This window comes from Streptomyces sp. NPDC019443, from assembly GCF_044389785.1.
Lineage (GTDB): Bacteria > Actinomycetota > Actinomycetes > Streptomycetales > Streptomycetaceae > Streptomyces.
In genome coordinates this window covers 266,978-278,934 of sequence record NZ_JBIRYJ010000006.1, presented here as the reverse complement: position 1 = coordinate 278,934, position 11,957 = coordinate 266,978, and the positions used below count along the sequence as shown (strand labels likewise).

Here is an 11,957-nt window from a genome sequence, read left to right as displayed (position 1 = left end):
CCGACACGTGTGCGGGCAAAGCGAGGAGGCACCTGTGACGACGGCGCCAATCGGCGGAAACACCGCCCCAGTGCGAGGCCGGTCGACCCGGCAGCGTGCCGCGGTGGCTGCGGCGCTCGACGAGGTGGATGAGTTCCGCAGTGCGCAGGATCTGCACGACATGCTCAAGCATCGCGGCGACTCGGTGGGTCTGACCACGGTCTACCGCACGTTGCAGTCGCTCGCGGACGCGGGCGAGGTGGATGTGCTGCGCACGTCCGACGGCGAGTCCGTCTACCGGCGCTGCTCGACGGACGACCATCACCACCATCTGGTGTGCCGGGTGTGCGGCAAGGCGGTCGAGGTCGAGGGGCCGGCGGTGGAGCAGTGGGCGGAGACGATCGCGGCGCAGCACGGTTATGTGAATGTGGCGCACACGGTCGAGATCTTCGGCACGTGCGCGGAGTGCGCGGCGGCGGCCGCCAAGTAACCGGGGCTCCGCCCCGGACCTGCCCCCTGCAGGCGTGGGGGAACCCCCGGTCCTCAGTCTCCCCCAGACTTCGTCCGGGGGCACCCCCAACGGGCTTGAAAATCAGGCCCGTCCGCCGATTGAGGACAGAACCCGGTCCGGCCCATGACGGGTGCGCGACGCGAAGCTGCCGCTCAGCGGGTCTGGGGGCGTCAACCCCCCAGACGTCCCGTCAGGGTTTCGGGAAGGGGCGGGGTGGGGGAAACTCACCCCCCGCTCACGCAGACGTGCCCTCGGGCCGCCCCCGCATCGCTTCCAGCTCCTCGTTCGGGATCGCCCCGCCGAACCGCCGGTCCCGCTGCGCGTACTCCAGGCACGCCCGCCACAAGTCCCGCCGGTCGAAATCCGGCCACAGCACGTCCTGGAAGACCATCTCGGCGTAACTGCTCTGCCAGATCAGGTAGTTGGAGGTGCGCTGCTCGCCGCTCGGGCGCAGGAACAGGTCGACGTCCGGCATGTCCGGGTAGTACAGGTACTTCTGGATCGTCTTCTCGGAGACCTTCGACGGGTCGAGCTTGCCGGCCTTCACGTCCGCCGCTATGGCTGCCGCGGCGTCGGCGATCTCGGCGCGGCCACCGTAGTTGACGCAGAAGTACAGCGTCATCGCGTCGTTGTTCTTGGTCTGCTCCTGCGCGACCTGGAGCTCCTGGACGACGGACTTCCACATCTTCGGCATCCGGCCCACCCAGCGGATACGGATACCGAGCTCGTCCATCTCGTCACGGCGGCGGCGGATGACGTCGCGGTTGAAGTTCATCAGGAAGCGCACCTCGTCGGGCGAGCGCTTCCAGTTCTCGGTGGAGAAGGCGTACAGGGAGAGGTTCTTGACGCCCATCTCGATGCAGCCCTTGAGGACGTCGAGGACGACGCCCTCGCCGACCTTGTGGCCCTCGGTGCGCGGCAGCCCGCGCTCCTTGGCCCAGCGGCCGTTGCCGTCCATGACGCACGCCACATGGTTCGGCACCAGCTCGCCGGGGATCTTCGGCGGGCGCGCGCCGGAGGGGTGCGGCTCGGGGACCTTGTACTCGCGGCGGGACCGGCCCAGGATTCCGCGTCGTGCCATGCGGTTCACATCTCCTATTTCTCTACTTCTCGACGTACCTCAGCGAGCGCAGGCCGCGCTCCAAGTGCCAGTGCAGATAGGCGGACACGAGCCCGCTGCCCTCCCTGACGTGGCGCGCCTCGCACGCGTCCGCCGTGGGCCAGTCGCCGGTCAGCAGCGCGCTGAGCAGACCGATGGCCTCCGCAGAGGGTACGACGCTGCCGGGCACCCGGCAGTCGCCGCATATGACGCCGCCGGCGGCGACGGAGAAGAAACGGTTGGGCCCGTGCATGCCGCATTTCGCGCAGTCGTCGAAGCTGGGCGCGTAGCCGTTGACGGCGAGGGAGCGCAGCAGGAACGCGTCGAGGATGAGATGTGGCGCGTGCTCGCCGCGGGCGAGGGTGCGCAGGGCGCCGACGAGGAGGAGGTACTGCTGGACGGCGGGCTCGCCCTCGTGGTCGGTGAACCGCTCGGCGGTCTCCAGCATGGCGGTGCCGGCGGTGTAGCGGGCGTAGTCGGTGACGATGCCGCCACCGTACGGAGCGATGGTCTCGCTCTGGGTGCACAGGGGGAGCCCGCGGCCGACGAGTTCGCTGCCGCGGGCGAAGAACTGCACGTCGACATGGGAGAAGGGCTCGAGCCGCGCCCCGAACTTGGACTTGGTCCGCCGCACGCCACGGGCGACCGCGCGGACACGCCCGTGCCCGCGCGTGAGCAGCGTGATGATGCGGTCGGCCTCACCCAGCTTCTGGGTGCGCAGGACCACGCCGTCGTCACGAAAAAGACTCATCGCACGCCCCCACGGGTGTGGGGCCGGGGGGCCGGGGGTTGCCCCCCGGGCGAGCACAGCATGATGCGGTCGGCCTCACCCAGCTTCTGGGTGCGCAGGACGACGCCGTCATCACGGAACAGGCTCATGCGGCCATTGTCCCGTACGGACAGCTGTCGGTTGACCGGGACCGGTCAGCAGTCAGTCGCTCACCCTCTCCTCCAGGCGGACCGTCACGCTGTCCCCCGCCTCCTTGCCGATCGCCTTGCGTACGTCGGCCTTCACGGGCAGCTTGTGCGTGCCGTCCCCCAGGGCCATGAACGAGCTCTGGAACGGATGCCCGTCGATCGTCCCCCGGACCTTGACCAGACCCCGAGTGCCGAAGTACTCGACCGACTCGGGCCACATGACATAGGTCCAGCCGCCCTTCGCAGGGCTCTTCTGCAGCGTTGCGCTGAATTGTTTGTCCATTCAGGTAGGACGGCGAGGGGCGGGCAAACTCATCGCTCCCCTCCGGGTTTCGCGATGGACCATTCCATACGAGAATTGGACAAACACCCCTGACAAGCAGGCCACGCCACCATCGCAACGATCGGGGCCAGCGTGTCGTCCACCGATACCAGGTTGAGTACGCACCCCTTCGGCACTACGAGCGCCGAAGGCACGGCGGAGCGTGACAACGCGCTGACTGATGCCGTCCTCAAAGCCGTCGAGGCGACCGGGGCCCATGCGGCGAGTGTGTTCCTCATCTCGCGCAACCGTCACACGCTGGTACTGGCCGCAGCGGCTGGAATGCCGCCTTCCCTGCTCGGCGGCTGGCGGCGGATTCCTGTGAGCAGTCCCATCCCAGTCGCGGAGGCGTTCCGCTCCAGGCGGACGGTCCATCTGGTCGACGCCGAAGAGACCATGCGGCGATTTCCCCAGCTCGCAGTGGCATTGCCCTACCCTTTCGGCTCCGCCTCCGTACCGGTCACGGCGGGGCAGGAGACCTTCGGGTCCATGGCCGTGGTGTGGGCCTCCAAGTCCGGAGGGCAAGGGCTGTCCAAGGCGCAGCGACGGCATTTGCGCACCGCGGCCGGCCGCCTCGGCGCATCGCTCGCCGAGCTGAGCGCGCGCGGCGCCGACGTCGAGTGCGACATGGAGACCGTTCCGGTGGAGGTCCCGGTACCTTCCGCCTCGGCGGTGCGGGTAGGCCTGTTCGACTGGAACCTCGCCACCGGAGCCCTTGAAGCGGATGCCACGTTGTGTTCGATCTTCGGCCTCGCCCCGGACGAGTACGACGGACAAGCGGCCACGCTGGCGGCCAAGGTGCACCCCGCGGACCGTCCCGGATTCCAGGCTGCCGCCCGTACTGGAGTCGAGGAGGGCCGCATCCTCGCCCAATGCATGCGCGTGCCGGAGAAGGGCGGAGGTCACCGCACCGTCGAGCTGTGGGGCCGGGTACCCGAGGCCGCCGCCGACGGGGAGGCGCGGCCCCACCTGGTGGGCGGAGTCCTGGACCTCGGGTCCGGTATGGCCGCCGTCACGGCGATCGAACGGCTCACGGAGGGCTTCTTCTCGCTCGACCGAGAGGGGTGTGTGACCTACGCCAACCACAGCCTGGTGCGGCTGATGCGCGTACGCCGGGAGGATCTGGTGGGCCGACGCCTCTGGGACGTCCTGCCGTGGCTGGCCCATCCCGCCTACGAAGACCATTTCCGGGCCGCCAGGGTCTCCCAGCAGCCCGTCTCCTTCCTGGCCCAATCCCCCGACCAGTGGCTCGTGTTCTCCCTCCGCCCGGATGCGCAGGGCATGACCGGCTGGGCAGCGCCGACCGGCCAACCGGTCCCGGCCGGGACCGAGCCCGGATCACCGCCCGCGGAGGCAGGAGGGGCCGCCGCGTCCTCGCTTCCCGCACCGACGCGCCTGGGCGCCATCTATCGCGTCCTTCAGATGAGCAGCGCCCTGACCGAGGCGGTCACCGCGCGCGAAGTGGGCGATGTCGTCGCCGATCAGCTCCTGCCCGCCGTCGGCGGTCACCGACTGGCGATATACGTGGTGCAAGAGCGGCACATGCGTCTGATGTCGCAGCGTGGCTACCGCGAGAGCTTCCTGGAGCGGTTCGAGGGCAGGCCGCTGCATCAAGGGGGGCCCGTGACCGGGTCGCTGACCTCCGGGGTCCCGCTGTTCATCGAATCGAGGGAAGAGTTCCGGGGGGCCTATCCCGAGCTCCACGCCGAGTCCAGCTCCTTTGCGTTCCTGCCCCTGATCGCCTCCAGCCGCCCAGTGGGTGCCTGCGTCCTGGGCTTCGACGAGGTCCACCGGTTCTCCAACGACGAACGGAGCCTCCTCACCGCGCTGAGCGGTCTGATCGCCCAAGCACTGGAACGTGCCAGGCTCTACGACGCCGAATTCACCCTCGCCCGGGGCCTGCAGAACGCGCTGCTTCCGCATCTGCTGCCCACAATGCCGGGCGTCCGCGTCGCCGGCCGGTACCTGCCCGGTACCCGCGGGATGGACATCGGCGGCGACTGGTACGACGCGATCCTCACCGACCGCGGCGTCGTGCTGGTCATCGGAGACGTCGAGGGCCACAATGTCGCCGCCGCAGCCACCATGGGCCAGGTGCGCAGCGCGGTACGGGCCTTCGCCTCCGCGGGCCACCGTCCGAGCGATGTGATCGCCAGTACCAACCGGCTGCTCCTCGACCTCGCCCCCGGGCTCCTCGCCAGCTGCTGCTACGTCCTCATCGAACCGGGTCGGGGAGTCGCGCACGTGGTCCGCGCGGGCCACTGCCCGCCCCTGCTGCGCCGGCCCGACGGGCACACCGAGATCCTGGATCTGCCGGGCGGCCCGCTACTCGGAGTGGAGCGCATCGTCGACTACCCGGAATCGGAGCTGAATCTCCTGCCCGGCTCGGTACTGGCCCTCTACACGGACGGACTGATCGAGACACGCGGGTCCGACATCGGTCTGGGCATGGACCGGCTGCGGACCTCGCTGGCCCATGCTCGTGTGGGGTCCCTGGAAGAACTGGCCGACGCACTCCTGCGGGACGCCCTCCAGTCCCCGAACCGAGTGGACGACATCGCGCTGCTACTCACCAGATACGCCCATGCCTCGCCGCCTACGCCCGCCACCGGCGGGTGAGCAGAAGCGGGCGCCGGGTGAGCAGAAGCGGGCGCCGGACGGCCGGTGTCAGGTCACCTCGCCCCGGCTGCGGGCGTTCACATACGCCGTCGTCGCGCTGATCCGCTCCGCCGCGGTCGCGGGCCGCACCGCCTCCGGCTCGCACTCCCACTCCCGGCCCCCGCCGATCGGTCTCAACAGCAGCCGCGCGCCCGCCTCCCCCATGAGCCGGCCCACCTGGCCGGTGCGGATGTCGACGACGTAGGACCCGACGGGCGGCGTCAACGTGCCACTCCTCCTTCTTCCTTCGGCAGTACTGCCGTGAGCATGCGGACGATGTCGACGGTGCAGCGCCCCAATTCGACCAGGGGACAAGGCACGTCGCGTGCGTACGAAGCGGGCTCCAGGCGCAGCGACGGCAGGGTAATGCCGGACCGCTCCAGGGCCGTACGCAATTTGTTCACAGCTTCCTCCGCCTCTTCGATGCATTCCATCGAGTGCCGCGGGTTTTCCTTGCGCGCCATGACTTCCCTTCCCCATCCGATTTCACGTTTCGCATTACAACGGTGACGGCCCGCAGCTACTCTCGACAGGGGTATGCGCACTACAACTGGGCAGCTGCACAAGGGGTTTGATCCATGGCCAACGGTTCACGGCAGGCGGCTTGGGAGTTCTTCGGGACCGAGTTGAAGCGACTCCGGGAGGAGGCGGGATTCACTCAGGCAGCGCTGGGCGCGCGGGTTTTCGTGTCAGGCGGATACATCGGCCAATTCGAACAGGCCATTCGGAAGCCGCAATTGGATGTGGCACAGCGGATCGATGAGACGCTGCAAACCGGAGGCTTTTTCGAGCGGATGTGCCGGAAGCTGATCAACAGTTCGCGGTACGCGGACTACTTCGCGGCCGCGGCTGAGCTTGAGGCGCTCGCGACCAACATCTGCGAGTTCGCGCCGACACTGGCGCCAGGGCTGCTGCAGACGGCTGCGTACGCCCGGGCGATCACGGTCGCGGAGAATCCGTTCGCAGCAGACGAGTACATCGAGGAGACCGTTCGAGCGCGCATGGACCGAGCGCACATCCTCAAGGACGCTACACGGCCCGTCCATTGGGCGATCCTGCATGAATCCGTGCTCCGCATCCCAGTAGGCGGCCCGGCAGCCATGGCCGGGCAGCTGGAGCACATCGCGGCCCTCGCCCGCGAGCGGACGATCCTGGTGCAGGTGCTTCCGTACGCGGCGGGGGCGTACCCGCTCATGGGCAAGATGCTGACGCTCATGGAGTTCGAGGACGCCCCGCCAACCGCCTATACAGAGGGGGTGTTTTCGGGGAATCTGCTGGACAATCCGGCTGTGGTGAAGCGCGTACAAGCGACCTACGATCTGCTCAGGGCCGCCGCGTTGTCGCCGGAGGCGTCCCTCTCCCTGGTCGAGTCGGCGGCGGAGGACTACAGACGATGCGCGAGTACGACCTGAGCACCGCCCGGTGGCGTAAGAGCACCTACAGCGACGGGAGCGGCGGCAGCTGCGTCGAGGTGGCGTACGACTTCCCCGGCGCCGCCTGGCGCAAGAGCACGCACAGCGACGGCCACGGCGGCGACTGCGTCGAAGTCCTCGACAACGTCCCCGGCGTCGTCCCCGTCCGCGACAGCAAGAACCCCGACGGTCCCGCCCTCGTCATCGGAGCCGCCAGTTGGACCGCTTTCGTCGAGGGTGTCCGCCGCTAGAGCGCTCCATCTCCGTGTCCTTGTTGATGGCGCGGGCCAGGATCACCCCGATGAGGATCAGCCCGACGCCGAACCAGGACGCCGCGGCGTCGAAGATCAGGGAGACGACGCCCACCGGGATGATCAGGCCCGCCAGCGGGATCAGGAAGTTGCGCACCGGCGGCGGGGGCTCACCGGTGCGGTTCCGGCTGCGGACGACCTGTGGGTACCACTCGGTGAAGCTCAGCGCGGTGACGATCGCCGCGATCTGGATGATCCACGCGGTCCAGAGGTTGTTCGGGTTGTGCAGGACAAGGTCGCCGAAGCCGCCCGCGATGGCCGCCACGAGGAACGCCGCGCCCCAGACGCCGGTGATCACTTGGTTGGCGTGGAGGAACTCGGGCGACTTCCAGTACTCCGGGCCGACGCGTTCCCGTCCGTACTGCACCGTGAAGGGCACCCGTACGGCCATCGAGCCGAAGGCGATGACCACCAGCGCAAGGTTGGAGATCTCGCCCGCGTACGTCTCCAGCCATCTTTGGGTGCCTGGCGACGAGGTTGCTCCGATTCCGGCGAGCGCGGCGAAGAAGAGGACGTCCAGCACTTCCAGGATCTTGAGCGAGGTGCCGCGGTAGAGCATCCGCGCCGTGACCAAGAGCGCCACCGACATGGCGAGGGCGAGGCCCACCGCCACTCCGAAGCGGCCCGGGCCGACGACGACCGAGAAGATGATCCACGGGGACATCCCGACGATCGGGCTCTCGAGCGCGGCGGCAAGGCGGCCACCGGGTGCCGTGTTTTCGACAGCGTTCATCGCGGGGGCCCCTTCGCCCGGGCAGATCCTCCTGGTTCCCAGCTTCCCGCGTGTTGCCCGGCGGCGCGATAGGAGGCCGGGGGCGGGGCCCCGCGGGCTGCCCGAGGGCTGGAGGTTAGGGTGTCCTTACCCCGCCCCTCCCGGGTGCGGGTCATAGATCAGGCTTATGGGTTCATAGGTACAGGGTGGGTACCGCGGTGGGAGCGCCGTTGCCAGGGTGGCGTACGAGAGTCGGCTCCCTCCGCACGCGCCAGGCCGTCTCACTCGCCGGGTCACGCCCGTGGACCTCGTTCGAAGGGAACCATTCATGCCCCGCCCTCTGCGGATCGCGATCGTCGGTGCCGGCCCCGCCGGAATCTACGCCGCCGACGCACTGCTGAAGTCCGAGGCCGCCGTCGAGCCCGGCGTCTCCATCGACCTCTTCGAGCGGATGCCCGCGCCGTTCGGGCTGATCCGGTACGGCGTCGCGCCCGACCACCCGCGGATCAAGGGCATCATCACCGCCCTCCACCAAGTGCTCGACAAACCGCAGATACGCCTCTTCGGAAATGTCGACTACCCGAGCGACATCGGCCTGGACGATCTGCGTGAGTTCTACGACGCGGTGATCTTCTCCACAGGCGCGGACGCGGACCGGGCGCTCGACATCCCCGGCATCGAGCTGGCCGGCTCGTACGGCGCCGCGGACTTCGTGTCCTGGTACGACGGCCACCCGGATGTGCCGCGCACCTGGCCGCTGGAGGCCGAGAAGGTGGCAGTGCTCGGCGTCGGCAACGTCGCCCTGGACGTGGCCCGCATCCTGGCGAAGACCGCGGACGAGCTGCTGCCGACCGAGATCCCTCCGAATGTGTACGACGGCCTGGCCGCCAACAAGGCCCTCGAGGTGCATGTCTTCGGGCGGCGCGGCCCCGCGCAGGCCAAGTTCAGCCCGATGGAACTGCGGGAGCTCGACCACTCCCCGAACATCGAGGTGATCGTCGATCCCGAGGACATCGACTACGACGACGGCAGCATCGCCACGCGCCGGGCCAACAAGCAGGCGGACATGGTCGCGAAGACGCTGGAGAACTGGGCGATCCGGGATGCCGGCGGCCGGCCACACAAGCTGTTCCTGCACTTCTTCGAGTCGCCGACCGAGGTCGTCGGCGAGGACGGCCGCGTGGTGGGGCTGCGTACGGAGCGGACGCGGCTGGACGGCTCGGGCAATGTCACGGGCACGGGCGAGTTCCGTACGTGGGACGTGCAGTCCGTCTACCGTGCGGTCGGCTATCTCTCCGACGAACTGCCCAAGCTGCCCTTCGACTTCCTCACCGGTACGGTCCCGCACGAGGGCGGGCGGGTCGTGGAGGCCGGCGAGCACCTGCAGTCGACGTACGTCACGGGCTGGATCAAGCGCGGCCCGGTCGGCCTGATCGGCCACACCAAGGGCGACGCGAACGAGACGGTCGCCAACCTGCTGGACGACCACGGCAATGGCCGCCTGCACGCGCCTGCCGCGCCCGGCGAGGAGGCCGTCGTCAACTTCCTTGAGGCCAAGGGCGTTTCCTACACCACGTGGGAGGGGTGGCACCGGCTGGACGCGGCGGAGCGGGAGCTGGGTGCGGCGGAGGGGCGTGAGCGGGTGAAGATCGTCGAGCGCGAGGCGATGCTGCGGGCGAGCGGCGCCTGACCCGGCGGGGCGGTGCCTGGGGCTCGCCCCCCGGACCCCCACGCCTCGTATGCCGGCGGGGCTGAGCATTCGGCCCTGACCGGGGCTCCGCCCCGCGCCTCAAACGCCCCCAGACTTCGTCCGGGGGACCCCCACGAGGCTTGATTCGGGGCTCCGCCCCGGACCCCGCTCCTCAATCGCCGGAGAGGCTGGATTTGCCCGGGCGGGCTTCAAGTTTCGGCCGGACGGGCGGAAATTCAAGCCCGTTGGGGGTCCCCCCGGACGAAGTCTGGGGGAGATTGAGGACAACGCCCGAAGGGCGTACCGGGGTCTGGGGGCTTGCCCCCAGTTCGGGAAGTGGGGGTCCCCCCACGCCCGCCAGGGCGTAGGGGGGAGGGCAGGGGAATAGGCCCCCCTCAGGCGGCTACGCGTCGCGCGGGACCACCAGCCCCGACTCGTACGCCACAATCACCAGCTGCGCCCGGTCCCGCGCCCCCAACTTCCCCATGATCCGGCTGACATGCGTCTTCGCCGTGAGCGGGCTCAGGCCGAGCCTCTCGGCGATCTCGGTGTTGTTCAGGCCCCGGGCCACCAGCGCGAGCACCTGGCGTTCGCGGTCCGAGAGGCCGTCCGGGCCGCCGGTGGCGGGGGGGTCGTCCGGGATGCGCAGGACGCGGGCGATCAGGCGGGACGTCGGGCCGGGCGAGAGTAGGGCCTCCCCCGCCGCGACCGTCCTGATCGCGGCCAGCAGGTCGGCCGGTTTGGTGTCCTTCACCAGGAAGCCGGACGCGCCGGCGCGCAGCGCTTCGAGGATGTGCTCGTCGGTGTCGTACGTGGTGAGGACCAGGACCTTGACCCCGGCGAGGTCGTCGTCGGCGGCGATCAGGCGGGTCGCCTCGATGCCGTCGAGTTCGGGCATGCGGATGTCCATGACGACGAGGTCCGCGCGTTCGCTGCGGGCCAGTTCGACGGCTTCCGCGCCGGTGCCCGCCTGGCCGACGACCTCCATGTCGCGGGCGGACTCGACGAGCATCGCGAACGCGGCGCGCACGAGTGTCTGGTCGTCGGCGAGCAGTACGCGGATCACGCTCATGCGAGGGCCTCCGATTGCTGGAGCGGCAGGGCCGCGGCGACCTCGAACCCGCCGCCGTCGCGCGGGCCGGCCACCAGTGTCCCTCCGACGCTACGGGCACGCTCGCGCATCCCGACGATGCCGTAGCCGGAGCCTTCGGTGGCGCCCGGGGCGGTGCCGTCGTCGGTGATGGTGACGCGCAGGTGGCCGTCTGCCGCCTCGACCGCGACGCGTATGCGGACGCCGGGGCCGCCGTGGCGTACGGCATTGGTCAGCGACTCCTGCACGATGCGGTAGGCGGCGGCCTCGACGGCGGGCGGGATGTGCGCCTCCTCGGTGCGCACGTCGAGATCGGCCTGTGCGGCGCGTACGAGACCGGGCAGCGCGGTCAGATCCGGCAGCGGTCCGGCGGCGTCCGGGCCGTCCGCCCGAAGGACCTCCAGGGTGGTGCGCAGCTCGCCGCGGGCGGTGCGGCAGGTGTCGGTGATGTCGTCGAGCGCCTTGGCGACGGCGGCATGGTCGAGCCGGTCGGGGTCGACGGTCAGGATGTGGGAGGCGACGGAGGTCTGCACGCCGATGAGGGTGATGGAGTGGGCGAGGAGGTCGTGCAGGTCGCGTGCGATACGCAGGCGCTCCTCGGCGACGCGGCGGGCGGCCTCTTCCTCGCGGGTGCGTTCGGCCCGCTCGGCGCGGCCGACGACGGAGGCGATGTAGCGGCGGTAGGTGCGTACGTCCACGCCGAGGACGAGCACGGCGAGGATCCAGCCGGAGGTGAGCAGCGTCACCTCCCCCTGGTGGGCGTCGATCCGGAACATCACGGTCACGGCCGTGCCGATGACGGCGGTGCCTATGAGGAAGGTGTGCAGGGGCCGGGCGACGGCGGCGACCGTGTAGAGGGCGAGAAGGGAGCCGGGGACGGGCGCGAGGTGGGTGTTGTCGGCGGCGTGGTACGGGACGATGCAGACGAGGACGGCGAGCAGGACGACCATGGGTCTGCTGCGCCGCCAGGCGAGGGCGACGACGCTGCCGGCCAGGAGTACCCACCCGAGCGCGTCTGGCCGGCGGCCTTCGTGGACGACTGTGAGCGCGAGCACGACGGCGAGGACACCGATGGCGGCGGCGAGGACGGCGTCATTGCGTGCGCGGTGAGGCGATGTGAGGGGATCGCGGCTGACGGCGGTGAGGACGCGCTCCCCGAGCCTTGGCCGCGGGACGGCTGTCTGTGGCTGCTGCACGGGTCCATCCTCCGGTAGATGTCCTGGGGGCTCCGCCCCAGACCCCGTACGCCCTTCTG

Annotated in this window: 13 protein-coding genes; 5 read left to right on the top strand and 8 right to left on the bottom strand. The window is 69.8% G+C overall.

Annotated features, from left to right (window positions below):
• Positions 1-34 precede the first annotated feature (34 nt).
• Complete coding sequence (locus tag ACH492_RS21360; RefSeq protein ID WP_398988781.1) at positions 35-469, top strand: Fur family transcriptional regulator; 435 nt, start codon at positions 35-37, stop codon at positions 467-469.
• Between the two features lie 256 nt (positions 470-725).
• On the opposite strand, the gene ACH492_RS21355 is transcribed toward ACH492_RS21360, so the two are convergent.
• The 3 genes from ACH492_RS21355 to ACH492_RS21345 form a co-directional block, all read right to left on the bottom strand.
• Complete coding sequence (locus ACH492_RS21355) at positions 726-1,571, bottom strand: isoprenyl transferase (RefSeq protein ID WP_356233466.1); 846 nt, start codon at positions 1,569-1,571, stop codon at positions 726-728.
• A gap of 22 nt (positions 1,572-1,593) precedes the next feature.
• Positions 1,594-2,340 carry a DNA repair protein RecO gene (recO, locus tag ACH492_RS21350; RefSeq protein WP_307663621.1) on the bottom strand — a complete coding sequence of 249 codons (747 nt, stop codon included), beginning with the start codon at positions 2,338-2,340 and terminating at the stop codon, positions 1,594-1,596.
• A gap of 180 nt (positions 2,341-2,520) precedes the next feature.
• Positions 2,521-2,790 carry a DUF1905 domain-containing protein gene (locus ACH492_RS21345; RefSeq protein WP_398988779.1) on the bottom strand — a complete coding sequence of 90 codons (270 nt, stop codon included), beginning with the start codon at positions 2,788-2,790 and terminating at the stop codon, positions 2,521-2,523.
• Between the two features lie 132 nt (positions 2,791-2,922).
• On the opposite strand from ACH492_RS21345, the gene ACH492_RS21340 reads away from it, so the two are divergent.
• A complete protein-coding gene (locus ACH492_RS21340) occupies positions 2,923-5,448 on the top strand; it encodes a SpoIIE family protein phosphatase (protein ID WP_398988777.1) in 2,526 nt (841 codons plus the stop codon).
• A 48-nt stretch (positions 5,449-5,496) separates the two neighbouring features.
• Here ACH492_RS21340 and ACH492_RS21335 read toward each other — a convergent pair whose 3' ends face one another.
• Together ACH492_RS21335 and ACH492_RS21330 are read right to left on the bottom strand one after the other, a co-directional pair.
• A complete protein-coding gene (locus ACH492_RS21335; protein WP_398988775.1) occupies positions 5,497-5,712 on the bottom strand; it encodes a hypothetical protein in 216 nt (71 codons plus the stop codon).
• Positions 5,709-5,951, bottom strand: coding sequence for a hypothetical protein (locus ACH492_RS21330; RefSeq protein ID WP_398988773.1), 243 nt, complete (start codon positions 5,949-5,951; stop codon positions 5,709-5,711). Before ACH492_RS21330 ends, ACH492_RS21335 begins: the two co-directional genes overlap by 4 nt.
• A 114-nt stretch (positions 5,952-6,065) precedes the next feature.
• On the opposite strand from ACH492_RS21330, the gene ACH492_RS21325 reads away from it, so the two are divergent.
• Positions 6,066-6,899: a Scr1 family TA system antitoxin-like transcriptional regulator gene (locus ACH492_RS21325; protein ID WP_398988771.1), complete on the top strand. Its 834-nt coding sequence runs from the start codon at positions 6,066-6,068 to the stop codon at positions 6,897-6,899.
• Positions 6,881-7,150 (top strand): DUF397 domain-containing protein, encoded by a 270-nt coding sequence (locus ACH492_RS21320; protein WP_398988769.1) that lies wholly within the window; start codon positions 6,881-6,883, stop codon positions 7,148-7,150. The genes ACH492_RS21325 and ACH492_RS21320 overlap by 19 nt, the downstream gene beginning before the upstream one ends.
• Here ACH492_RS21320 and ACH492_RS21315 read toward each other — a convergent pair.
• Positions 7,101-7,943, bottom strand: coding sequence for a hypothetical protein (locus tag ACH492_RS21315; RefSeq protein ID WP_398988768.1), 843 nt, complete (start codon positions 7,941-7,943; stop codon positions 7,101-7,103). The genes ACH492_RS21320 and ACH492_RS21315 overlap by 50 nt on opposite strands.
• A gap of 307 nt (positions 7,944-8,250) precedes the next feature.
• Between ACH492_RS21315 and ACH492_RS21310 the strand changes: the two genes are divergently transcribed.
• Positions 8,251-9,612 (top strand): FAD-dependent oxidoreductase, encoded by a 1,362-nt coding sequence (locus ACH492_RS21310; RefSeq protein ID WP_398988766.1) that lies wholly within the window; start codon positions 8,251-8,253, stop codon positions 9,610-9,612.
• 403 nt (positions 9,613-10,015) lie between these two features.
• Here the strand turns inward: ACH492_RS21310 and ACH492_RS21305 are convergent, their stop codons facing one another.
• Both ACH492_RS21305 and ACH492_RS21300 read right to left on the bottom strand, forming a co-directional pair.
• Complete coding sequence (locus ACH492_RS21305) at positions 10,016-10,684, bottom strand: response regulator (protein ID WP_398988764.1); 669 nt, start codon at positions 10,682-10,684, stop codon at positions 10,016-10,018.
• Positions 10,681-11,898: a sensor histidine kinase gene (locus ACH492_RS21300; protein ID WP_398988762.1), complete on the bottom strand. Its 1,218-nt coding sequence runs from the start codon at positions 11,896-11,898 to the stop codon at positions 10,681-10,683. The genes ACH492_RS21305 and ACH492_RS21300 overlap by 4 nt, the downstream gene beginning before the upstream one ends.
• Positions 11,899-11,957 lie beyond the last annotated feature (59 nt).